Below are 21,298 nucleotides of genomic sequence, written 5' to 3'. Positions count from 1 at the left end.
ATTCTTCGCGGGGCCGGCCTTCGGCCCGCACGGGGCCGCCGTGCGGTCTTCGTGCGGCGGACCGCACCTCCGGCCGTCCCTCCGGCCGTGCGTCCGTCTGGTCGTACGGCCGTCCACCCGTCCTCATATCCGTCCTCTTGTCCGTCCCCCTGTCCCCGCCCCGCCCTTCGCGCACGGGCCGGGTTGTCCACAGGCCAGAACGGTGGGGGACGGAGGACAGGTAGCCTTTCCTCCGTGCCCCGTCTGTCTGAAGTCATCGCCGAGCTCGACGCCCTCTGGCCGCCAGAGCTGGCCGAGCAGTGGGACGCCGTCGGCACCGTCTGCGGCGACCCCGACGCGGAGATCCGCCGCGTCCTGTTCGCCGTCGACCCCGTCCAGGAGATCGCCGACGAGGCGATCAGCCTCGGCGCCGACCTCCTGGTCACCCACCACCCGCTCTATCTGCGCGGTACGACGACCGTCGCCGCCTCGCACTTCAAGGGCCGGGTCGTGCACAGCCTGATCAAGCACGACATCGCCCTGCACGTGGCGCACACCAACGCCGACACCGCCGACCCCGGTGTCTCCGACGCCCTCGCCGGCGCGCTCGACCTGCGGGTCACCGGGCCGCTGGTCCCCGAGAACAACCTCGGCCGGATCTGCGAGCTCGACCGTCCCGAGACCCTCGCCGAGTTCGCCGCCCGCGCCGCGAAGCGCCTGCCGGCCACCGCGCAGGGCATCCGCGTCGCCGGCGACCCGGACATGGTCCTGCACCGGGTCGCCGTCAGCGGCGGCTCCGGCGACAGCCTCTTCGGCGCGGTGCGGGCCGCGGGCGTGGACGCGTTCCTCACCGCCGACCTGCGCCACCACCCCGTCTCCGAGGCGACGCAGCACGCGGCCCGGCACGGCGCGCCCCTCGGGCTCGTCGACGCCGCCCACTGGGCCACCGAATGGCCCTGGTGCGAGCAGGCCGCCGCGCAGCTCGACTCGATCTCCGACCGCCACGGCTGGGACCTCCGCGTCCACGTCTCGAAGACGGTCACCGACCCCTGGTCCTCCCACCACACCTCTTCTGGAGCCCCCAACTGAACGCCGCGCCCGCCGACCAGATCCGACTCCTCGACGTCCAGGCCCTGGACGTGCGACTCCAGCAGATCGCGCACAAGCGCCGGTCGCTGCCCGAGCACGCCGAGATCGAGTCGCTGAACAAGGACCTCACGCAGCTGCGCGACCTGCTCGTCGCCGCGCAGACCGAGGAGAGCGACTGCGCCCGCGAGCAGACCAAGGCCGAGCAGGACGTCGACCAGGTGCGCCAGCGCGCCGCCCGCGACCAGCAGCGGCTCGACTCGGGCGCCGTCTCCTCCCCGAAGGACCTGGAGAACCTGCAGCGCGAGATCACCTCGCTCGCCAAGCGCCAGGGCGACCTGGAGGAGATCGTCCTGGAGGTCATGGAGCGCCGCGAGTCCGCCCAGGAGCGGGTCGCCGAGCTGACCGAGCGGACCTCCGCCGTCCAGGCCAAGGTCGACGACGCGACCGCCCGCCGCGACGCCGCCCAGGCCGAGCTGGACGCCGAGTCCGCGTCGGTCGCCAAGGAGCGCGAGCTGGTGGCCGGCTCCGTCCCGGCCGACCTGATGAAGCTGTACGAGAAGCTGCGCGAGCAGCAGGGCGGCGTCGGCGCGGCCCGCCTGTACCAGCGCAAGTGCGAGGGCTGCCACATCGAGCTCAACATCACCGAGCTCAACGAGGTGCGGGCCGCCGCGGCCGACGCCGTCGTGCGCTGCGAGAACTGCCGCCGGATCCTGGTCCGCACCTCGGAGTCCGGCCTCTGATGAACGCGCCGAGCGAGCTGATCGTCGAGGCCGACGGAGGCTCCCGGGGCAACCCGGGCCCCGCCGGCTACGGCGCGGTGGTCCTGGACCCGGTGACGGGCGAGACGCTCGCGGAGCGTGCCGAGTACATCGGCGTCGCGACGAACAACGTGGCCGAGTACAAGGGTCTCGTGGCCGGCCTGAGGGCGGCCCGGGAGATGTTCCCGGACGCCGTGGTGCACGTCCGCATGGACTCCAAGCTGGTCGTCGAGCAGATGTCCGGCCGCTGGAAGATCAAGCACCCCGACATGAAGCCGCTGGCCGCCGAGGCCGCCCGCGTCTTCCCGCCGGGGCGGGTCCGCTACGAGTGGATCCCGCGCGAGCGCAACAAGCACGCGGACCGGCTCGCCAACGAGGCGATGGACGCGGGCCGGCGCGGCGAGCAGTGGGCGCCGTCCGCCACCGCGCCCCGTCCCGCCTTCGCCGCCGACCTGGCCGCCGCCCGCAGCGCCGCCGGCGACGCGACGGCGGGCGCCGCCCGCGCCCGGGCCGCCCTCGCCGGCGTCCGCCCCGGGGAGCCCGAGGGCCTCTTCGCCCCCGGCGCCCCGGACGAGGCGCGCGCCGCGCTGGCCGCCGCCGCGGAGGCGGACCGCGAGGCGGACCGCGAAGGGGCGACGGGGGCCGGGACGGCCACCGGCGACTTCGAGGCGGAGGCCGGACGCACGGCCCCGACCGGGCACGCGGTCCGGGCGGAGGTGCCGGCCGTCGCCGGGCACACGGCCCCGACCGGGCACGCCGTCGCGGCGGTGCCCGGCGCGACCGTGGCCTCCGATACGGCGGCGCCCACCGCACCCGTCTCGCAGGGCTGGGCCGGGCCCGACATGGGGGCGCCGGCCACCTTCGTGCTGCTGCGGCACGGCGAGACGGCGTTCACCCCCGAGAAGCGGTTCTCCGGCAGCGGCGGCGCCGACCCCGAGCTGTCCGCCGCAGGACGACGCCAGGCCGAGGCCGTGGCCGCGGCGCTCGCCGCCCGCGGCACCATCCAGGAGATCGTCAGCTCGCCGCTCACCCGCTGCCGCCAGACCGCCGAGGCCGTCGCCACCCGCCTCGGTCTGGACGTACGGATCGAGAACGGCCTCCGCGAGACCGACTTCGGCGCCTGGGAGGGCCTCACCTTCGCGGAGGTCCGCGAGCGTCACAAGGACGACCTCGACGCCTGGCTCGCCTCTCCGAAGGCCGCCCCCACCGGCGGCGGCGAGTCCTTCGCGACGGTCGCCCGCCGCGTCGCCGCGACCCGTGACCGCCTGACGGCCGCCTACGCGGGCCGCACGGTGCTCCTGGTCACGCACGTCACCCCGATCAAGACCCTGATCCGGCTGGCTCTCGGCGCGCCGCCGGAGTCGCTGTTCCGGATGGAGCTGTCGGCGGCGTCGATCTCGGCGGTGGCGTACTACGGGGACGGCAACGCGTCGGTGCGGCTGCTGAACGACACGTCGCACCTGCGGTAGTCGGTGGCGGGGCGACGCCCCCGCGCGGCGCAGCCCGCCCGGGCTGCGCCGAGCGCGGGGCTGAAACCGCTGGACCGCCGCCCCGTCTCCGTACCAGCATCGCCCCATGACCTGGTACTTCACCGAGGACCACCACGCCTTCCGCGAGACCGTCCGCCCCTACCTCGCGGCCGACCCCGCCCGCCATACCGCGATGCTCACGATGCTGGAGGCGCCCGAGCAGCTCGCCGGGCCCTGCGGCTGGTGGGTGGAACCCGCCGACGGGGAGGTCGCCGGGGCGGTGCTGGTGGCGCCGGCCGGTGTGCCGTTGGTGGCGGGAACGGGGGCGGAGGCGGCGCGGGCGCTCGCGGCGGAGTTGCCGGGTGCGGGCGAAGTGAGCGCCGTACGAGGGGAGTCGGAGGCCGTCGAGGTGTTCGCGCGCGCCACCGGACGGGCGTGGGCGGTCACGCGGCGGATGAGGCTGTTCCGGTTGGGCGAGCTGACGCCGCCGGAGCCCGCCCCGAAGGGCGCCGCGCGCACGGCGGGGGCGGCGGACGTGCCGCGGGCGCTCGCCTGGATGCGCGCGTACGCGCGGGACATCGGGGAGGACCCGGAAGCGGACTACCGGGCCAACGTCGAGGGACGGATCGGCGGCGGACGGCTGCGGTTCTGGGTGGCGGAGGACGGCGAGCCGCTCGCGATGGCGAGCACGTCGCCGGTCGTCGCCGGCCAGGCGCGGGTCTCGACCGTCTACACGCCGCCCGCGCACCGCGGCCGAGGCTACGCCGGCGCCGTGACCAGCGCGGTCAGCCGGGCGGCGCTCGACGCGGGCGCCGCACAGGTGCTGCTCTTCACCGACCTGGCGAACCCGACGAGCAACGCGCTCTACCAGCGGCTCGGTTACCGCCCCGTCCTCGACCACACCGCGGTGACGTTCGGCTGACCGTCAGCTGAGCAGCGCGGCCGCCTGCCGGGCCAGCGTCTCCACCCGTGCCCAGTCCCGGCCCGCGAGCGCGGCCGCCGGCAGCATCCACGTACCGCCGACGCAGGAGACGTTCGGCAGCGCCAGGTAGCCGGGCGCGTTGGCGGGCGAGATGCCGCCGGTCGGGCAGAAGCGGGCGCGGGGGAGGGGGCCGGCGAGGGACGTGAGGTACGGGACGCCGCCCGCCGCCTCCGCCGGGAAGAACTTCATGTCCGTGACCCCGCGTTCGAGCAGCGCCACGACCTCGGAGGCCGTCGAGACGCCCGGCAGGAACGGCACGCCGGGGCCCCGCATCGCGTCGAGGAGCCCGTCCGTCCAGCCGGGGCTGACGAGGAAGCGCGCCCCCGCGCCGACCGCGTCCGCGACGCCCGCCGCCGAGACGACCGTGCCCGCGCCGACGACCGCGCCGGGGACGCCGTCCGCGATCGCCCGGATCGCGTCGAACGCGGCGGGAGTGCGCAGCGTCACCTCGATCAACGGCAGGCCGCCGGCCACGAGGGCACGGGCCAGCGGTACGGCGTCGGAGGCGTCCTCGACGACGACGACCGGGACGACGGGCACGGCGGGGGCGAGGTCGAACACGCTCGTCATGCGCATGCGCCTCATCCTGCCGACGGCGAGCGCGGTGTGCAACGAGCGTTGCACATACTGCAACGGCGCCTGGTCCTGCGGGGGCCGGGGCTAGTGGATCTCGTCCACCAGGACGTCCAGCAGCCCCGCCTTCCCGCCCTCCTCCACCACGTACCCGAGGTCCCGCAGCGCCTCCACGAGCTCCTCCCGGCCCGTCGGCGCCGCCCCCGACTCGAGCAGGCTGCGCACGATCCGGCCCTTCGTCGCCTTGTTGAAGTGGCTGACCACCTTCCGCGTCGGCGCGTGCAGCACCCGCACCGTCGCCGTACGCGCCGCCACCTCGCCCTTCGGCTTCCAAGCCGCCGCGTACGCCGACGAGCGCAGGTCCAGCACAAGCCCGTCGCCCGCCGCCTCCGGCAGCACCGACGCCATCGCGCCGCGCCAGTGCGCACCCAGCGCACCGAGGCGCGGCAGCTTCACGCCCATCGAGCAGCGGTACGACGGGATCCGGTCCGCGACCGTGACCGCGCCCCACAGCCCGGAGAACACCAGCAGTGACCGGCCGGCCCGCTCGCGCGCGGCCGCGTCCAGCGTGGCCAGGCCGAGCGCGTCGTACAGCACGCCCGTGTAGATCTCCCCGGCCGGCCGCGCCCCGGCCGTCCGCAGCTCGGCGTTCTTCGCCACCTCGCCGCGCAGCCCCTCGCTGAGCCCGAGCACCTCGCGCGCCTTCTCCTCGTCGGCCACGCACAGCTCCACCAGCTCGTCGAGCACCGCCGCCCGCGCCTCCGCGAGCCCCGGCAGCGACAGCGACTCCGCCTTGAGCGGCGCCCCGCTCCCCGAGGCGGCCTTTCCTTCGGAGGGCGGCAACAGGACGAGCACGGTGGGTCTCCTTCGTACGTACGGGGGGTGGCGGGGGTGCGGCCCCACCGGCCCAGCGTACGAGGTCGGCCGCGAAGCTCCGTCCGCCCCGGCCCGCCTCGCCCGGCCCCGCCTTCCTCGGCCTGGCCTCGGGCCCGCCTTCGTCGGCCCGGCCCCGGGCCCGCCTCCCCGGCCCGGCCTCGACCGGCCCCGGGCCCGCCTCCGCGGCCCGGCCTTCCTCGGCCCACCCCCGGCCCCGCCTCCCCCGGCCCGGCCCCGACCCGGCCTTCCTCGGCCCGGCCCCGCCTCCCCGGCTCCGGCCCCGCCTCGACCAGCCCCGCCCCCGGGCCGCACGCGCACCGGGCCCGAGGCGAGGCGTCCCGCCCCGCCCCCGCACCCCTCCGCCCTTCGCCGACATGCCGCGCGCCCACCCCCGCCATACGCTCGGTCCATGCCCCGCCGCCACATCCACGTGACCGCCGCAGCGGACGACCCGCTGCGGGCCGCTCTGCGAGCGCTGCGCACCCAGTTGGCGATTCCCGACGGCTTCCCGGAGGCCGTCCTCGCCGAGGCCGAGGAGGTCGCGAAGGCGCCGCACCTCCCCGACGAGGACGCCACCGGCATCCCCTTCTTCACCATCGACCCGCCCACCTCCCGCGACCTCGACCAGGCCATGCACCTGGCGCGCCGGGACGGCGGCGGGTACCGGGTCCACTACGCGATCGCCGACGTCGCCGCCTTCGTCGCCCCCGGCGGCGCGATCGACGCCGAGGCCCACAGGCGGGCGACCACCCTCTATCTGCCCGACGGCAAGGTGCCGCTGCACCCCGCGGTGCTCTCCGAGGGCGTCGCGAGCCTGCTGCCCGGCAACACCGTGCCCGCCCTGCTGTGGCGCCTCGACCTCGACGCGGAGGGCCGCACGGTGGCCACCGACGTCCGCCGCGCCAAGGTCCGCAGTCAGGTCAGGCTCGACTACGAGGGCGCCCAGGCCCAGATCGACGCGGGCACCGCCGAGGAGCCGCTCGCCCTCCTGCGGGACGTCGGCCGCCTCCGCGAGGCGCTGGAGATCGAGCGCGGCGGGATCTCCCTCAACGTCCCCGAGCAGGAGATCGTCGAGGCCGACGGCACGTACACGCTGCACTACCGCGCCACGCTCCCCGTGGACGGCTGGAACGCGCAGATCTCCCTGCTCACCGGGATGGCCGCCGCCGACCTGATGATCGCCGCCGGCACGGGCATCCTGCGCACCCTGCCGCCCGCCCCGGACGGGGCGGTCGCCCAGCTGCGGCTCTCCGCGAAGGCCCTCGGCATCGACTGGCCGCACCACGTCTCGTACGCGGCCCTCATCCGGTCGCTCGACCCGAACAACCCGAAGCACGCCGCGTTCCTGCAGGACGCGACCGCCCTCCTGAAGGGCTCCGACTACACGCCCTTCACCGGCGGCCACATCCCGTCGCCCGCGATGCACGCCGCCGTCGCCGACGAGTACACCCACTGCACGGCGCCGCTGCGCCGGCTCGTCGACCGGTACGCGGGCGAGCTGAGCCTGGCCGCCGTCGCGGGCACCGCGCCGCCCGACTGGGTGCTGCGGGCCCTGGACGGGCTGCCCGAGGACATGGCGAAGGGCACCCGGCTCGCCAACAAGGCCGAACGCGAGTGCGTCGACATCGTCGAGGAGGCCCTGCTGAGCCACCGGATCGGCGAGACCTTCGACTCGGTCGTCATCGACGTGAACGACCACGAGCCGAACGTCGGCACCGTGCACCTGGAGGACCCCGCGGTCATCGGCCGCGTCCTGGGCGACCACGCGCGACTTCCGCTCGGGGACCGGCTGCGGGTCAGGCTGACGCAGGCGGACCCGGGACGGGCGAAGGTGCAGTTCGCGCCCGTCGCGTCGCCCCCTGCCTGAGCGGGGCGCCCCGTCGCCGGCTTCCGCTGATCCGGCCGGTCCGGAACGCCAGGTAGCATGGTCGGCACGGCAGACGAGCCGGGCGGGCGGCCGCGTGGGGATCCTCGGATCCTCCCGAGGAACGTCCGGGCTCCACAGGGCAAGGTGGTGGCTAACGGCCACCCGGGGTGACCCGCGGGACAGTGCCACAGAAAACAGACCGCCGGGGACCTCGGTCCTCGGTAAGGGTGAAACGGTGGTGTAAGAGACCACCAGCGCCTGAGGTGACTCAGGCGGCTAGGTAAACCCCACCCGGAGCAAGGTCAAAAGGGAACACCCCGGTGTTCCTGCGCGGACGATCGAGGGCTGCCCGCCCGAGTCCGCGGGTAGACCGCACGAGGCCGGCGGCAACGCCGGTCCTAGATGGATGGCCGTCACCCCGACGACCGCGAGGTCCCGGGGTACAGAACCCGGCGTACAGCCCGACTCGTCTGTCGCCAAGCCGGAGAAGCGCCCCTGACCAGGTGGAACACCAGGTCAGGGGTGCTTTCGTGTCCCGGCGTCGCCCTCGGTCGGGGTCGCCTGTGCCAGGGACCGCGCCGCCACCCTCCGCAGATGCGCCTCGAACACCTGCCGTGCGTCCGGGTTCAGGGTGCGCAGCGCCACCATCGCCGTGATGACGACGTCGCAGAGTTCGGCCTCGACGTCCTGCCAGGTGTGGCTGCGGCCCTTGCGGGGGTTCTGGCCGGTCGCGCCGATGACCGCCTGCGCCGCCTCGCCGACCTCCTCGGACAGTTTGAGGACGCGGAGCAGGATCTCCTGGTCGGGCGGCAGCTGTTGATGGGTCGTGAGCCACTCCTGGAGGCGGGCGATGGTGGGCCAGGGGTCCGTCGTGTCCGTCGTGTCCTTCATGGGGGCAGACTGTCAGGTCCGGGACCGGCGGTAGGGTGCGCGGATGATATTCAGGCGCAAGGGGCGGCGTCAGCGGAGCGAGCGGCGACTCCTCGCCGCCGTGGGCGAGTTCGAGGCGGCCGTCCGGGCCGATTCGCGCGACGTGCCGGCCGCCTTCGACGCCCTTCTGCGCGCCTTCCGGGAGACCGTGGACGCCGTGGACGCCCACGGCGCCAAGGACTCCGAGGACTTCAGGGACGCCGAGCTGTCCGAGGCCGGGCCGCGGCTCGCCGCGCTGCTGCCCGCGCTGGGGCAGGGGCCGGACAGCAGGATCGCCGTGATGGCGGGGGCGTGCGTGGAGCGCGGGGCCGATCCGGTGGCCTGCGCCCCGGCCGTGCTCGACCGGGTGCGGGCGGCCTTCGAGCAGGCCGGTGAGCTGGCTGAGCGCTGGGCCGCGGACGGGCGCGGCGCGGCGCCGGGGCCCGACGGGGAGGGGCTCGGCAACGAGGACTACGGCCGGTACGGATACGGCCCGATCGTCGCCTGGCGCGCGCTGCCGCAGTTCGAGGCGGCCGGGGTCGCGGTGCTCTGCTCGCCGGACGTACGGCGGAGCCTGCCCGACCGCGAGGGGCACCTCGCCGCCGTACGGAAGATCGCCGTCGCGGCGGAGGACCGCTTCCGCTTCACGTGCCTGGAGTACGCGCTCGCCGTCCTCGACGACGCGCCGATCGTCGCGGTCGACCGCGCCACCGGCGCCGGTTTCGCGCTGCGCGCCTCCGGCATCGGGGACAACCTCCAGCTGCACACCCTCCTCGCCCACGCCCTCGTCGGCGGCGGCCACCTGCCCGGCCGGCCGCCGTCCGCCGCGGCCGTGGCCCGCTGCCGGGACCGCGCGGGCACGGCGCCGACCACCGGCAGCTTCGGCCTGACGGGTGCCGACGGCGCGTGGATCCCGAACGAGGGCAACCCGTACGGCATCCCCGTCGTGGACGGTGTGCGGCTCGTGGTCCTCGGCCCGCCCCCGTACGCCATGCGCTGGGACGCCGGCCGGCTCTTCCCGCGGATGACCGGCGACCTGGTCCTGGAGCGCGTCCTCGAGCCCGAGGAGTCGGCCGCGCTGCTCGCCCAGGTGGCCGAGCCGCTGCGCTGACGCGCGGCCGGGTTCCCGGGGCGGCGGGGGCGGGCGGTGTACGGGTAGGGCATGACCATTCCCGTGGACCGGCTCAGCGACCCCGCCGTGCGGGCCTTCGTCGCCGCGCTCAACGCCAACGACCAGCAGGCCTTCTTCGAGGTCCTCACCCCGGACGCCACCATGTCCGACGACGGTTCGGAGCGGGACCTCCGCGACTGGACCCGGCGGGAGATCTTCTCCTCCAACGGGCACCTGGAGGTCGAGGACGAGACCGACGGCGGGCGCACCCTCGTCGCCACCTACCGCAACGACACCTGGGGTGCGATGCGGACCGCCTGGCGGTTCACCGTCGAGGGAGGGAGGATCGCGCGGTTCGAGACCGGTCAGGCGCCCGCCGACTAGGACGTGTCCGGCGCCGCGTACCGCCCCGGGCGGGGTTCTCAGCCGCGCCCGATGTACGGCATCGTCGTCGCCATCACCGTCGCGAACTGCACGTTCGCCTCCAGCGGCAGCGCCGCCATGTGCACCACCGTCGCCGCCACGTCCGCCGCGTCCATCACCGGCTCCACCGCCAGCCGGCCGTCGGCCTGGAGGATGCCGGTCTGCATGCGGGCGGTCATGTCCGTGGCCGCGTTGCCGATGTCGATCTGGCCGCAGGCGATGCGGTACGGACGCCCGTCCAGGGACAGGGACTTGGTGAGGCCCGTCATCGCGTGCTTCGTCGCCGTGTACGCGATGGAGTGCGGGCGCGGCACGTGCGCCGAGATAGAGCCGTTGTTGATGATGCGGCCGCCCTGCGGCGACTGCTCCTTCATCGCCCGGTAGGCGGCCTGCGCGCACAGGAACGCGCCCGTCAGGTTGACGTCCACGACCGAACGCCAGGTCGCCGGGTCCAGATCCTCGACCGGGGTGCCGCCGCCCGCGAACGAACCCGCGTTGTTGAAGAGCAGGTCGACCCGGCCGAACCGGTCCCGTACCGCCGCGAAGAGGGCCGCGACCTGCTCCTCGGACGTCACGTCCGTCGGCACGCACAGGACCCGGTCGGCCGGCAGGCCGGCCGCCGTCTCCGCCAGGGCCTCCCGGCGGCGGCCCGCGAGCGCCACCGACCAGCCCGCCTCCGCGAGGGCCCGCGCCACGCTCCGGCCGATGCCCGATCCGGCTCCCGTTACGACTGCGATACCAGCGCTCATGGGCGCGCAGCGTACGGCAGACCCGTGCCCCATGAACGCATCCGTCCGAAACATGGACGTCCGGTGTCGGAAGGCCCCTCTAACCTAGGGAAGGTTTCAACAAACGGGTTCAGCGGATTCAAGCCGATTCAGCAGATTCAATGGAGCAGTCGATGCCGGACAGCGGGCCGTCCACCACGAGCACCGAGGGCCATATAGACAGCGGCCCGGTCGCCGCCGCGCGGCGCGTCGGGCTGCTCGTCACGCTCGTCCTCGGCGGGCTCACCGCCCTCCCGCCGCTCTCCATGGACATGTACCTGCCGGCGCTGCCGCAGGTCACCGACGCCCTGCGGTCACCCGCCGCCACCGTCCAGCTCACGCTGACCGCCTGCCTCGCCGGCATGGCGCTCGGCCAGCTCGTCGTCGGCCCCATGAGCGACAAGTGGGGCCGGCGGCGTCCGCTGCTCGTCGGCATGGTCGTGTACGTCCTGGCCACCGCCGTCTGCGCCCTCGCGCCCACCGCCGGGCTGCTCGTCGGCTTCCGGCTGCTCCAGGGCCTCGCGGGTGCCGCCGGCATCGTCATCGCCCGGGCCGTCGTCCGCGACCTGTACGACGGCGTCGAGATGGCCCGGTTCTTCTCCACCCTGATGCTGATCTCCGGCGTCGCGCCGATCGTCGCCCCGCTCATCGGCGGCCAGATCCTGCGGATCACCGACTGGCGGGGCGTCTTCTACGTCCTCACCGGCGTCGGCGTCCTGCTCACCCTGGTCGTCTGGCGCTTCCTGCACGAGACCCTGCCGCCCGAGCGGCGCCACGCGGGCGGCGTCGGCGAGGCCCTGCGCACCATGCGCGGCCTCCTCGCGGACCGCGTCTTCACCGGCTACATGCTGGCCGGCGGACTCGCCTTCGCCGCGCTCTTCGCGTACATCACCGCCTCGCCCTACGTCATGCAGGAGATCTACGGCGCCTCCCCGCAGACCTTCAGCCTGCTCTTCGGGGTCAACTCGGTCGGACTCGTCGTCATGGGCCAGGTCAACGGCAAGCTGCTCGTCGGCCGGGTCAGCCTCGACAAGGCGCTCGGCTGCGGCCTCGCGGTCATCCTCACCGCGTCCCTCGCGCTGCTCGTCATGACCAGCGGCGTCCTCGGCGCCCCGGGCCTCGCGGCCGTCGCCGCCGGGCTCTTCGTACTGATGTCGGCGATGGGCCTCACCCTGCCGAACACCAACGCCCAGGCCCTCATGCGCACCCCGCACGCCGCCGGCTCCGCCTCCGCGCTCCTCGGCACCTCGTCCTTCCTCATCGGCGCCGTCGCCTCCCCGCTCGTCGGCATCGCGGGCGAGACCACCGCCGTCCCGATGGCCGCCGTCCAGGTCTGCTGCGCGGTCGCCGCCGTCGCCTGCTTCCTCCTCCTCTGCCGCCCCTGGCGGGCAGCGCCCCGGAGCACGGACGCCGACGCCTAAAATGTGGCGGTGAACGCCTCCCTCCCCTCCGCCGACACCCTGCGCGCCGCGCTCGCCGCCGTCCTCGACGGACTGCCGCCGCGCCAGGCCGCCCAGGCCGTCGAGCGGCTGATCTCGAACTACCGGGGGGCCACCCCGACGCACGCGCCCGTGCTGCGCGACCGGTCCGACGTCGCCGCCTACGCCGCGTACCGCATGCCCGCCACCTTCGAGGCGGTACGGGCCGCCCTGTACGCCCTCGCGGACGCGGCGCCCGACTGGGCGCCCGCCACGCACACGGACGTCGGCGGCGGCACCGGCGCGGCGAGCTGGGCGGTCGCCGAGACCTGGGAGGGCGCGGCGCGCACCACCGTCCTCGACTGGGCCGAGCCGGCCCTCGCCATCGGCAAGGAGCTCGCCCGGGGCGTCTTCGACGCCGAGTGGCGCCGGGAGCGGATCGGCGCGGCGCTGCGGCTCCCCGACTCGGACCTGGTGACCGTCTCGTACGTCCTCAACGAGCTGACCGAGTCGGACCGCACCGCCCTCGTCACCGAGGCCGCCCGCGCCGCGCAGGCCGTCGTGATCGTCGAGCCGGGCACCCCCGACGGCTACGAGCGGATCATCGCCGCCCGCACCCTGCTGATCGACGCCGGCTTCACCGTCGCCGCGCCCTGCCCGCACAGCGGCGCCTGCCCGATCGTTCCGGGCACCGACTGGTGCCACTTCGCCGCGCGGGTCAGCCGCTCCTCGCTGCACCGGCAGGTGAAGGGCGGCTCGCTGCCGTACGAGGACGAGAAGTACGCGTACGTCGCTGCCACCAGGTTCCCGGTGACCCCGGCCCCGGCCCGGGTGATCCGCAAGCCGCAGATCCGCAAGGGCCAGGTGCTGCTCGACCTCTGCGGGCCGGACGGTCTGGCCCGGGAGACGGTGACCAAGCGGCACGGCGGCCTCTACAAGGAGGCCAGGGACGCCGAATGGGGCGACCCCTGGCCCCCCGCGGAGGACTAGGGCCGCAGCTCCTGCGTGCAGCACTTCACGCTGCCGCCGCCCTTGAGCAGCTCGCTCAGGTCCATCCCGAGCGGCTCGAAGCCGCGCTCCCGCAGCGGCTCGAAGAGGCCCACGGCGGCCTGCGGGAGCAGCACGTGCCGCCCGTCGCTCACCGCGTTCAGACCGAGCACGGCGGCCTCCGGCTCCCCGACGACCAGGGCGTCGGGGAAGAGCCGCTCCAGGACGGCGCGGCTGGCGGGGGAGAACGCGGCGGGGTAGTACATGATCTCGTCGCGGGCGTCGTCCAGGACGCACAGCGCCGTGTCCAGGTGGTAGTAGCGCGGGTCCACCAGCTCCAGGCCGATCACCGGGCGGCCGAAGAACTCCTGGGCCTCGGCGAGCGCGAGCGGGCTGGACCGGAAGCCGCGGCCGGCCAGGATCCAGGACGCGGTGACGGCGAAGTCGCCCTCGCCCTCGTTGACGTGCTCGGGGACCTTGAGGTCGGTCTCCGCGTAACCGTTTCCGCGGAACCAGTCGAGGTGTGCCGCCGCCTCGTCCGAGCGCTCCGGATAGGCGAACCTGGCGCCGAGCACCCGGCCGTCGACCACGGTGGCGCCGTTCGCGGCGAAGACCATGTCCGGCAGGCCCGGGGCCGGTTCGAGCAGTTCGACGGTGTGGCCGAGCGTGCGGTACCGGTCGCGCAGGTCCTCCCACTGCGCGAGGGCGAGCGGCAGGTCGACCGGCTTCGTGGGATCCATCCAGGGGTTGATGGAGTACGTCACCTTGAAGTGCGTGGGTGGGCACATCAGATAACGGCGGGGCGAGGCATCGCGCGGGGTGTGGCGCAAAGAGGGCTCCTCTACGGTCGCTGATCGCTGAACGCAGATCGTTGAGGACATGGTCCGCTCTCTCGGCGCCTTGCGCAGTGGACCGTTCGGGTGGTTCGGATGAAAAGCGGGTGGCGGGACGACGCCTCCCAGCGAGGCCCCGGCCGCGGAACCGGGCGGCGCCGGGGCGCGGGCGGGAGTGAGATCCCCGACACCGGCGACCGCTCCGTTCGACGTCGACCGCGTGCTCCGCGCCACACTCGCGCCTCTCCTGCCGCCCCGACCCCACCCCGGTTCCCGACTCCGGTCACCCGGGGCGCAGGATGGTGGGACCATGGAGGGCCAGCCGGGCGAACCCCGGCCGACCGGGCACGCATGAGGTGTGAGGGGATAGATGGGCGACGGCATCGGCCGCTACCGCGGCACGGAGAGCAAACTCGCGCAGTGGCTGCGCAGGCGCCCCAAGCGGACCAAGGCCGACGCCGAGAACGAACGCGAGAAGCTGCTCCTGGCCGTCGCCGCCGCAGGGCTGCCGCTCGCCCCCGCCGCTTACCCCGTCGGCTACCGGTGTTCCTGTGAGCGGATCGGCTGTCCCACTCCCGCCCGGCACCCCGTCTCCTTCGCCTGGCAGACCCAGTCGACCACCGACCGCGCCCAGATCGAGCGCTGGGCCCGCAGCCAGCCCGAGGCGAACTTCATCACCGCCACCGGCATGGTCCACGACGTGCTCGACGTGCCGCTGCCCGCCGGCCGCGCCGCCCTGGAGCGGCTGCTCGCCGAGGGCGTGGACGTCGGCCCGGTCGTCCTCTCGGACGCCGCCGAGGACCGGCCCGACTCGGGCCGCATGCTCTTCTTCACCGCCACCCGCGGCACCCCCGAGGACGAGGACGAGTGGTGGCCGTGCGAGCTGGACTGCCATCCGGAGACCATGGACGAGCATCCGGGCCTGCGCTGGCACTGCCGCGGCTCCTACGTCCTCGTGCCGCCCTCCCGGCTGCCCGGTGACGAGGGCGCCCAGCCCGTCCTCTCCTGGCTGCGCGGCCCCGAACACCCGCTGCCCGAGCCGCTGAACCTCCTGGAGGCCCTCACCGACGCCTGCGCCCGGCACGTGGCCGAGCGGGCGGAGCAGGGCGCCCCCGGGGACCACGAGATCGCCTGGCCGCTGAGCCGCTGAGCCGCTGAGCCGTTGAGTCGCTGAGCCGCCCAGTCATGAAGGAGGGCCCGGCCGGGGTCACGACCCCTCGGCCGCCGTCACGCCCTGGAGCCGGCTCAGGACCTCGGCCCTGGCGTCGTTCACGAGGACCGTCTGGCTGGACACCCACCGCTTGGTGACCGTGCTCTTCACCTCGCCGGTCAGCAGCGCCTTCACGTCGGGGCCGACCTTCGGCCGGTAGCCGGGCGCGGCGGTCTGCCGCTCGAAGTAGCGGGTGGCGAAGAAGACGACGGCGCCGCCGTCCTCCGTGGCGAGTCCGAGCGGGGCGAAGTCGCCGCGGGACTCGGTCTGGTCGACGTACTGGGTGACGAGGCCGGGCCGGTTGGCCGCCTTCTTGCGCTCGGCGCGCCACTCGGTGGTGTGCGGTCCGGGTGCGAACGGCCCCGGCCGCCCGTCCTTGAGGAACGACACGTACCGCTCGCCCAGGTCCTTCGGCGCGACCGCGAGCCCGCCGGCGTCGGCGGCGACCGGCACCGCGTACCCCGCCTCCCGCTTGAAGGCGGGGATGCGGTCCGGGTTCAGGATCGACAGATAGGCGGCCCGCCACGGCTCGGCGGCGGCGCCGCGCACGAAGACCAGCACCCAGCGGGTGTCGGCCGGACCGCTGTCGGTGTCCCGGTTGGAGTCGGTGTCGGCGACGAACCAGCGCGGCCAGCCGGCCTTCCGGGGTATCGCGAACTTCGCGTCGGTGAGCTCCAGCGGGCGGTGGTTCGGATTGCCGCCCGGGTTCGTCAGATGACGCGACCGCAGGCCCGCCTGGTTGATCTCCCCGAACGCGCCGGTGACCCGGTTCGCGTCGCGGGTCGGGTCGTACGCCTGGTCGGCGGCGTTGAAGGCGGTCGTGAAGTCCTTGAGCGCCTGCTGCGCCTCGGCCGGGGAGGCGGCCGGGATCAGCGCCTGTTCGCCGTGCACGGTGACACAGCCGCTCGCGGTGAGCGCGAGGAGGGCGGCCGTCGTCGCCGCCAGGAACGTGCGCGGGCCGGCCGGGTGCCCCGGCCGGCCCGACGCGCGGACGAGGGTGTCAGCCGGTCGCCTTGGTCCGGTTCGCCTGAGCCTTCTCATCGGTCTCGGTCGTCGCCTTCTGCTTCGCCAGCCGCTTGGACGGACCCGACCCTATCGGGGCCAGGAAGATCGCGAGCGTCGGGATCAGATAGAGCGCCCACACCGTGACCTGGATGACGGTCGGGTCGGGCTGGAAGTTGAAGACGCCCTTGAGGAGGGTGCCGTACCAGCTGTCCGGCGGGATGGTCGCCGAGATGTCGAAGGCCTTGCTGGCCAGGCCGGGCAGGAAGTCCGCCTCCTGGAGGTCGTGCACGCCGTACGCGAGGACGCCCGCCGCCACCACGACCAGCATGCCGCCGGTCCAGGTGAAGAACTTCGCCAGGTTGATCTTCAGCGCGCCCCGGTAGAACAGCCAGCCCAGGAAGACCGCCGTGAGCAGGCCCAGGACCACGCCGACCAGCGGCGCGTACGTGCCGTCCGAGGAGGCCCGCACCGACGCCCACACGAACAGCGCCGTCTCCAGGCCCTCGCGGCCGACCGCGAGGAACGCGGTCGCCACCAGTGCGCCCGTGCCCATCTGCAGGGCCGCGTCCAGCTTGCCGTGCAGCTCGGCCTTCAGATGCCGCGCGGTGCGCCGCATCCAGAAGACCATCCAGGTCACCAGGCCCACGGCGAGGATCGACAGCGAACCGCCCAGCGCCTCCTGCGCCTCGAAGGTCAGCTCCTGCGAGCCGAACTCCAGGCCGGCGCCGAAGGCGAGCGCGAGCCCGACGGCGACGCCGATGCCGATCCAGATCGGCCGCAGGGCGTCCTTGCGGCCGGTCTTCACCAGGTAGGCGATGAGGATGCAGACGACGAGGCTGGCCTCGAGACCTTCGCGCAGGCCGATCAGATAGTTCCCGAACACGTCGGACTCCTTCTTGCTCCTACTTGGCTACGCGATCAGGCGAACAGCTCCCGGCCCCACCAGTCGTCCTTGTCGCGGACGCCCGGCGGAACCGCGAAGATCGCGGAACTCACGTGCTGGATGTACTCGTTGAGCGCGTCGTGGCGGGACAGCGAGGTCTGCAGCGGGATGAAGCCGTGGCGGACGTCGCGCTGGTACGCCAGGAAGAACAGGCCCGCGTCGAGGCGCCCCAGGCCGTCGGAACCGTCCGTGAAGGAGTAGCCGCGGCGCAGGATCGTCACTCCGCCGTTGGAGTCGGGGTGCGCCAGGCGCACGTGCGCGTCCGGCTTCATCGCCTTGAGGAACGGCTCGTCGTGCTCCTTGGCCTTGCCGACCGGGGCGCCTTCCTTCTTGTCCCGGCCGAAGACGTCCTCCTGCTCCGCGAGCGAGGTGCGGTCCCAGGTCTCGATGTTCATGCGGATCCGGCGGGCGACGAGGTACGAGCCGCCCGTCATCCAGGCCGCCGCGCCCGGGGCGTCCTTGGCGGACACCCACACGTGCTTGTCGAGGCGCTCGGTGTCGGTGCCCGCGATGTTCCGGGTGCCGTCCTTGAAGCCCATCATGTTGCGCGGGGTCTGGGCGTCCGGGGTCGTCGAGGACGTCTTGCCGAAGCCGAGCTGCGACCAGCGCACCGCGACCTTGCCGAAGCCGATCCGGGCCAGGTTGCGGATGGCGTGCACGGCGACCTGCGGGTCGTCGGCGCACGCCTGCACGCACAGGTCGCCGCCGCTGCGGGCCGGGTCCAGGTTGTCGCCCGGGAACTTGGGCAGGTCGACCAGGGCGTCGGGGCGCTTGCCCGCGAGGCCGAAGCGGCCGTCGAAGAGGGACGGGCCGAAGCCGATGGTGAGGGTGAGCCGGGACGGCTTGAGGCCGAGGGCCTCGCCGGTGTCGTCCGGCGGGGCCTCCGGGAGGCCGCCGTAGGCGCCCTCGCCGACCTCGTGACCGGCCGTCATGCGCTCGGCGGCGCGGGTCCAGTCCTTCAGGAGCTGGATCAGCTCGGCGCGGTCCGTCGTCCTCACGTCGAAGGCGGCGAAGTGCAGCCGGTCCTGGACGGCGGTGGCGATGCCGGCCTGGTGGGCGCCGTGGAAGGGCACGGCGGAGCCGGTGTCGGCGACGGGCGCGGTGGCGTCGTCGTGGCCCCGGGTCAGGGCGACGGCGCCGCCGGCCGCGGCGGCGCCGAGCGCGAGCCCGGCACCGCCCCAGCCGATGACGGCGCGTCGGGACGGCGCCGTGGCGCCGGCGGTGTTCTCGGAGACCTGCTCGTTCTCGCTCATGTCCGGTACCCCCTGCTTACTTCGCGACCGCGGCGGCGAGCTTGGAGAGCGGCTCGGCGAGCGCGTTGACGCCGTCCGAGAGCTCCTTGCGCTGCTCCTTGCCGACCTTCTCGTACGAGGTGAAGACGTACGCGTTCTTGTCGGTGCGGTACTTGTCGAGCAGCGTGTTCAGGGCGGCGAACTGCTTGTCGAGCTCGGCGACGAGCTGGGGGTCGTTCTTCTGCGCGACCGGCTTGAGCAGCTCGTAGGACTTCTGGGCGCCCTCGACGTTGGCCTTGAAGTCGACGAGGTCGGTGTGGGAGTAGCGCTCCTCCTCACCGGTGACCTTGCCGGTGGCGACCTCGTCCAGGAGCTCCTTGGCGCCGTTGGCCATGGACGTCGGGGTGATCTCGGCCTTGCCGACCCGCTCCTCCCAGTCCGCCAGGTCCTTGTCGAGGAGGTCGGCGAGCTGCTTCTCGCGGTCGGTGATCTTCTTGTCCTGCCACAGCGCCTTCTCCAGGCGGTGCCAGCCGGTCCAGTCCTTCACCGGGTCCTGGCCGGCCTCCAGGCCGTCCTCGCGGACGTCGACCTTCGGGTCGATGTCGCCGAAGGACTCGGCGACCGGCTCGGTGCGCTCCCAGCCGATGCGGGACTCGGCGTACGCCTTCTTCGCGGCCTCGATGTCACCGGCGCGGACGGCGTCGGTGAACACCTTCACCTTCGGCAGCGTCTGCTCGGCCTGCGCCTCCACGTACTGCCGGTAGCCGGCGACGGCCGCGTCCAGCTCCGGCGAACGCTTGGCGGCGCCCTTGCCGGTGGCGGTGACCTTCTGCTTGATGCCGTCGCCCTTCATGCCGGGCTTGCAGGCGATCTCGTAGTCACCGGCCTTGATCTCGGCGGTGATGGTCGCCTTGGTGCCCGGCCCGATGTTCTCGCGCTCGGTCACGATCCGCTCGTCCGGGAAGAGCACGTAGACCTCGGTGACCTTGCCGCCGCGGTTCTCCACGTCCAGCTTCACGTGGCCGGCCGGGAAGCTCGTCTTCGACACCTCGCAGGCGTCGTCCTTGGCGACGACCTTGATCGCCCCGTCGTCCGCCTTGGCGTCGCTCTTCTGCGTGCAGCCCGTGACGGCGGCCAGGCTCGCCGCGGCAGCGGCGGCGGTGACGACGGACAGACGGACGGCTCGCATGCGGTGCTCCACTCGGGGGACGGTACGGAGGGGACGGGGTGAGGCGGACCTAACTTAACCGAGGCTTACCTCAGCAATACCCGCCCGTCCAGTGATTCAGCTCTCAGGGGCGGCCGAGGGGACACGGGGTGGTCACGGTCGGCTCATGGGGTCTTTATGGCTTGGTAAAGGAATGGTCAAGCGAGGGAGTTTGTCCGGCTTTCGGTTACGCGTGAGTAGGTCCGGCGGGCCGGAGGACTGGATGGTTGAATTCCGACATGAACACGACTGACATCGACGTCCTGCGGGTCTTCTGTGCGGGCGACGGCCGGTACGGCAACAGGCTCGGGGTCGTACGGGACGGGCGCGGATATCCCGACGAGGCGGCGCGGCAGGCGCTGGCCAAGGAGCTCGGGTTCAGCGAGACGGTGTTCGTGGACGATCCGGAGCGGGGGGTCGTCGACATCTACACGCCCGGACTGCGGCTGCCGTTCGCCGGGCATCCGCTCGTCGGGGCCGCCTGGCTGCTCGATCTGGAGGTCGTCAACCCGCCGGCCGGCGAGGTGTGGGTGCGCGGGGACGGGGAGTTCACGTGGATCGAGGCGCGGGCCGAGTGGGCGCCGCCGCGGACGCTGAAGCGGTACGCGACGGCCGCCGAGGTGGAGGCGCTCGACGTGCCCGAGCCGGGGGAGTGGATCTACGCCTGGGCGTGGGAGGACGAGGCCGCCGGGCGGATCAGGGCGCGGGCGTTCCCCGGGCGCGGGGACGGGATCGACGAGGACGAGGCCACCGGCGCGGCGGCGCTGCTGCTCACCGCCGAGCTGGGGCGGGCGCTCAACATCACCCAGGGCCTCGGCTCGCAGCTGCTCACCGCACCCGGGCCCGACGGCATCGTGGAGCTCGGCGGGCGGGTGCGGATCGAGAGCACCCTCGCCGTCCAGGGCCCGTCCGGCGGATCGGCGCCGGAAGGGCCCCCGGGCGTCAGGCGCTGAGCGGGAACTCCCGGGCCAGCTCCCGGAACACCGCCCCGTTGAAGTCGAACGCCCGCTTGCACTCGTCGACGATCCGCTGCTTCTCCAGGTCGTCCGCGTGCACCGCGTCGAGCAGCCCCCGGTACGCCCGCTTGAAGGCCGCCGGATTCTCGATCGCCTCGAAGACGTAGAACCGCACGCCGTCGCCCTTGCGCGCGAAGCCCCAGGTGCGCTCCGCCTTGTCGCGGATGATCTGACCGCCCGACAGATCGCCCAGATAGCGCGTGTAGTGGTGGGCCACATAGCCCGCCGGCCAGTCGCGGGCGCACTCGGCGACCCGCGCCGCGTACGCCTCCGTCGCCGGCAGCGGCGAGAGCCCCGCCCGCCACCCCGCGCCCCGCAGATGCGCCAGGTCCTGCTCCAGGGCGGCCGTGCGGAACAGCTCCGGCTGTATGAAGGGCCCCGCGACCGGGTCGGACGCCAGGGCGGCCGCGCCGTCCTCCAGCGCGCGGTACACGAACCACAGCTGCTCCGTGTACCGCGCGTACGCGTCGACGGCGAGGCGGCCGCCGAGGAGGTCGCTCATGAACGTCGACGTCTCCGCCTGCGTGTGCTGCTCGTGCGAGGCCGTGCGGATCAGCGTCGAGAAGGGCGTGTCCAAGGCGGGCCTCCGGAGGGGGTCATCTAGTTCCCGACATCCTGTCGGCAAAACGCTACCCCTCTGACGG

The 21,298-nt window shown here is 73.8% G+C and carries 21 protein-coding genes and 1 other RNA gene; 12 read left to right on the top strand and 10 right to left on the bottom strand.

Translation table 11 applies throughout. From position 1 onward, the window contains the following. Positions 1–234: 234 nt before the first annotated feature. From ACWEV0_RS01375 to ACWEV0_RS01360, 4 genes are all read left to right on the top strand, one after another. Positions 235–1,068 (top strand): Nif3-like dinuclear metal center hexameric protein, encoded by an 834-nt coding sequence (locus ACWEV0_RS01375; protein WP_453145376.1) that lies wholly within the window; start codon positions 235–237, stop codon positions 1,066–1,068. After that, positions 1,065–1,808 carry a zinc ribbon domain-containing protein gene (locus ACWEV0_RS01370; protein ID WP_451610433.1) on the top strand — a complete coding sequence of 248 codons (744 nt, stop codon included), beginning with the start codon at positions 1,065–1,067 and terminating at the stop codon, positions 1,806–1,808. The genes ACWEV0_RS01375 and ACWEV0_RS01370 overlap by 4 nt, the downstream gene beginning before the upstream one ends. Next, positions 1,808–3,295, top strand: a complete 1,488-nt coding sequence (locus tag ACWEV0_RS01365; protein WP_453145374.1) for a bifunctional RNase H/acid phosphatase — start codon at positions 1,808–1,810, stop codon at positions 3,293–3,295. The genes ACWEV0_RS01370 and ACWEV0_RS01365 overlap by 1 nt, the downstream gene beginning before the upstream one ends. Before the next feature lie 106 nt (positions 3,296–3,401). Continuing rightward, a complete protein-coding gene (locus ACWEV0_RS01360) occupies positions 3,402–4,217 on the top strand; it encodes a GNAT family N-acetyltransferase (RefSeq protein WP_453145372.1) in 816 nt (271 codons plus the stop codon). A gap of 3 nt (positions 4,218–4,220) precedes the next feature. On the opposite strand, the gene eda is transcribed toward ACWEV0_RS01360, so the two are convergent. Together eda and yaaA are read right to left on the bottom strand one after the other, a co-directional pair. Then, positions 4,221–4,847 (bottom strand): bifunctional 4-hydroxy-2-oxoglutarate aldolase/2-dehydro-3-deoxy-phosphogluconate aldolase, encoded by a 627-nt coding sequence (eda, locus tag ACWEV0_RS01355; RefSeq protein WP_453145544.1) that lies wholly within the window; start codon positions 4,845–4,847, stop codon positions 4,221–4,223. A gap of 90 nt (positions 4,848–4,937) precedes the next feature. Beyond that, positions 4,938–5,705 (bottom strand): peroxide stress protein YaaA, encoded by a 768-nt coding sequence (gene yaaA / locus ACWEV0_RS01350; RefSeq protein WP_453145371.1) that lies wholly within the window; start codon positions 5,703–5,705, stop codon positions 4,938–4,940. Between the two features lie 430 nt (positions 5,706–6,135). Between yaaA and ACWEV0_RS01345 the strand changes: the two genes are divergently transcribed. Both ACWEV0_RS01345 and rnpB read left to right on the top strand, forming a co-directional pair. Next, positions 6,136–7,593: an RNB domain-containing ribonuclease gene (locus ACWEV0_RS01345; RefSeq protein WP_453145369.1), complete on the top strand. Its 1,458-nt coding sequence runs from the start codon at positions 6,136–6,138 to the stop codon at positions 7,591–7,593. 74 nt (positions 7,594–7,667) lie between these two features. After that, an RNA gene (rnpB, locus tag ACWEV0_RS01340) (RNase P RNA component class A) lies at positions 7,668–8,066 on the top strand. 43 nt (positions 8,067–8,109) lie between these two features. On the opposite strand, the gene ACWEV0_RS01335 is transcribed toward rnpB, so the two are convergent. Next, positions 8,110–8,484 (bottom strand): MazG-like family protein, encoded by a 375-nt coding sequence (locus ACWEV0_RS01335; protein WP_453145367.1) that lies wholly within the window; start codon positions 8,482–8,484, stop codon positions 8,110–8,112. Between the two features lie 43 nt (positions 8,485–8,527). Here ACWEV0_RS01335 and ACWEV0_RS01330 point away from each other — a divergent pair, with 43 nt between their 5' ends. Both ACWEV0_RS01330 and ACWEV0_RS01325 read left to right on the top strand, forming a co-directional pair. After that, entirely contained in the window at positions 8,528–9,613 is a 1,086-nt protein-coding gene (locus tag ACWEV0_RS01330) for a hypothetical protein (RefSeq protein ID WP_453145366.1), read from the top strand. A 51-nt stretch (positions 9,614–9,664) separates the two neighbouring features. Then, positions 9,665–9,997: a nuclear transport factor 2 family protein gene (locus tag ACWEV0_RS01325; RefSeq protein ID WP_453145364.1), complete on the top strand. Its 333-nt coding sequence runs from the start codon at positions 9,665–9,667 to the stop codon at positions 9,995–9,997. Between the two features lie 38 nt (positions 9,998–10,035). Here ACWEV0_RS01325 and ACWEV0_RS01320 read toward each other — a convergent pair whose 3' ends face one another. Next, complete coding sequence (locus tag ACWEV0_RS01320) at positions 10,036–10,818, bottom strand: SDR family oxidoreductase (RefSeq protein ID WP_453145363.1); 783 nt, start codon at positions 10,816–10,818, stop codon at positions 10,036–10,038. 119 nt (positions 10,819–10,937) lie between these two features. Here ACWEV0_RS01320 and ACWEV0_RS01315 point away from each other — a divergent pair, with 119 nt between their 5' ends. Both ACWEV0_RS01315 and ACWEV0_RS01310 read left to right on the top strand, forming a co-directional pair. After that, positions 10,938–12,224, top strand: a complete 1,287-nt coding sequence (locus ACWEV0_RS01315; RefSeq protein ID WP_453145362.1) for a Bcr/CflA family multidrug efflux MFS transporter — start codon at positions 10,938–10,940, stop codon at positions 12,222–12,224. Between the two features lie 9 nt (positions 12,225–12,233). Continuing rightward, positions 12,234–13,211, top strand: a complete 978-nt coding sequence (locus ACWEV0_RS01310; RefSeq protein ID WP_453145360.1) for a small ribosomal subunit Rsm22 family protein — start codon at positions 12,234–12,236, stop codon at positions 13,209–13,211. Here ACWEV0_RS01310 and ddaH read toward each other — a convergent pair. Next, complete coding sequence (ddaH, locus tag ACWEV0_RS01305; protein ID WP_453145358.1) at positions 13,208–14,038, bottom strand: dimethylargininase; 831 nt, start codon at positions 14,036–14,038, stop codon at positions 13,208–13,210. The genes ACWEV0_RS01310 and ddaH overlap by 4 nt on opposite strands. Positions 14,039–14,411: 373 nt before the next feature. On the opposite strand from ddaH, the gene ACWEV0_RS01300 reads away from it, so the two are divergent. Then, positions 14,412–15,191 carry a bifunctional DNA primase/polymerase gene (locus tag ACWEV0_RS01300; protein WP_453145357.1) on the top strand — a complete coding sequence of 260 codons (780 nt, stop codon included), beginning with the start codon at positions 14,412–14,414 and terminating at the stop codon, positions 15,189–15,191. Positions 15,192–15,248: 57 nt separating this feature from the next. Here ACWEV0_RS01300 and ACWEV0_RS01295 read toward each other — a convergent pair whose 3' ends face one another. Genes ACWEV0_RS01295 through efeO form a run of 4 tightly spaced genes read right to left on the bottom strand, consistent with a single transcriptional unit; the run spans position 15,249 to position 19,620 of the window. Next, complete coding sequence (locus tag ACWEV0_RS01295) at positions 15,249–16,292, bottom strand: hypothetical protein (protein WP_453145355.1); 1,044 nt, start codon at positions 16,290–16,292, stop codon at positions 15,249–15,251. Beyond that, complete coding sequence (gene efeU / locus ACWEV0_RS01290) at positions 16,252–17,139, bottom strand: iron uptake transporter permease EfeU (RefSeq protein WP_453145353.1); 888 nt, start codon at positions 17,137–17,139, stop codon at positions 16,252–16,254. Before efeU ends, ACWEV0_RS01295 begins: the two co-directional genes overlap by 41 nt. Positions 17,140–17,174: 35 nt before the next feature. Next, complete coding sequence (efeB, locus tag ACWEV0_RS01285) at positions 17,175–18,452, bottom strand: iron uptake transporter deferrochelatase/peroxidase subunit (RefSeq protein WP_453145351.1); 1,278 nt, start codon at positions 18,450–18,452, stop codon at positions 17,175–17,177. 16 nt (positions 18,453–18,468) lie between these two features. Next, positions 18,469–19,620, bottom strand: a complete 1,152-nt coding sequence (gene efeO / locus ACWEV0_RS01280; RefSeq protein ID WP_453145349.1) for an iron uptake system protein EfeO — start codon at positions 19,618–19,620, stop codon at positions 18,469–18,471. 257 nt (positions 19,621–19,877) lie between these two features. Here efeO and ACWEV0_RS01275 point away from each other — a divergent pair, with 257 nt between their 5' ends. Next, positions 19,878–20,591, top strand: coding sequence for a PhzF family phenazine biosynthesis protein (locus ACWEV0_RS01275; RefSeq protein WP_453145347.1), 714 nt, complete (start codon positions 19,878–19,880; stop codon positions 20,589–20,591). Here ACWEV0_RS01275 and ACWEV0_RS01270 read toward each other — a convergent pair. Further along, a complete protein-coding gene (locus tag ACWEV0_RS01270) occupies positions 20,581–21,231 on the bottom strand; it encodes a biliverdin-producing heme oxygenase (protein WP_453145345.1) in 651 nt (216 codons plus the stop codon). The genes ACWEV0_RS01275 and ACWEV0_RS01270 overlap by 11 nt on opposite strands. Positions 21,232–21,298: the final 67 nt, after the last annotated feature.

The sequence above is a fragment of the Streptomyces sp. NPDC003943 genome, assembly GCF_053605265.1.
The sequence above is the reverse complement of the archived record's forward strand: the minus strand, read 5'-3'. Positions and strand labels throughout refer to the sequence as shown.

Excerpts from the sequence above, each read along its gene's own strand:
- ACWEV0_RS01365 (WP_453145374.1), top strand. The coding sequence starts at position 1,808 with ATGAACGCGCCGAGCGAGCTGATCGTCGAGGCCGACGGAGGCTCCCGG.
- ACWEV0_RS01360 (WP_453145372.1), top strand. The coding sequence starts at position 3,402 with ATGACCTGGTACTTCACCGAGGACCACCACGCCTTCCGCGAGACCGTC.
- eda (WP_453145544.1), bottom strand. The coding sequence starts at position 4,847 with ATGACGAGCGTGTTCGACCTCGCCCCCGCCGTGCCCGTCGTCCCGGTC.
- ACWEV0_RS01345 (WP_453145369.1), top strand. The coding sequence starts at position 6,136 with ATGCCCCGCCGCCACATCCACGTGACCGCCGCAGCGGACGACCCGCTG.
- ACWEV0_RS01335 (WP_453145367.1), bottom strand. The coding sequence starts at position 8,484 with ATGAAGGACACGACGGACACGACGGACCCCTGGCCCACCATCGCCCGC.
- ACWEV0_RS01330 (WP_453145366.1), top strand. The coding sequence starts at position 8,528 with ATGATATTCAGGCGCAAGGGGCGGCGTCAGCGGAGCGAGCGGCGACTC.
- ACWEV0_RS01325 (WP_453145364.1), top strand. The coding sequence starts at position 9,665 with ATGACCATTCCCGTGGACCGGCTCAGCGACCCCGCCGTGCGGGCCTTC.
- ACWEV0_RS01320 (WP_453145363.1), bottom strand. The coding sequence starts at position 10,818 with ATGGGGCACGGGTCTGCCGTACGCTGCGCGCCCATGAGCGCTGGTATC.
- ACWEV0_RS01315 (WP_453145362.1), top strand. The coding sequence starts at position 10,938 with ATGCCGGACAGCGGGCCGTCCACCACGAGCACCGAGGGCCATATAGAC.
- ACWEV0_RS01300 (WP_453145357.1), top strand. The coding sequence starts at position 14,412 with ATGGGCGACGGCATCGGCCGCTACCGCGGCACGGAGAGCAAACTCGCG.
- ACWEV0_RS01295 (WP_453145355.1), bottom strand. The coding sequence starts at position 16,292 with ATGAGAAGGCTCAGGCGAACCGGACCAAGGCGACCGGCTGACACCCTC.
- efeB (WP_453145351.1), bottom strand. The coding sequence starts at position 18,452 with ATGAGCGAGAACGAGCAGGTCTCCGAGAACACCGCCGGCGCCACGGCG.
- efeO (WP_453145349.1), bottom strand. The coding sequence starts at position 19,620 with ATGCGAGCCGTCCGTCTGTCCGTCGTCACCGCCGCCGCTGCCGCGGCG.
- ACWEV0_RS01275 (WP_453145347.1), top strand. The coding sequence starts at position 19,878 with ATGAACACGACTGACATCGACGTCCTGCGGGTCTTCTGTGCGGGCGAC.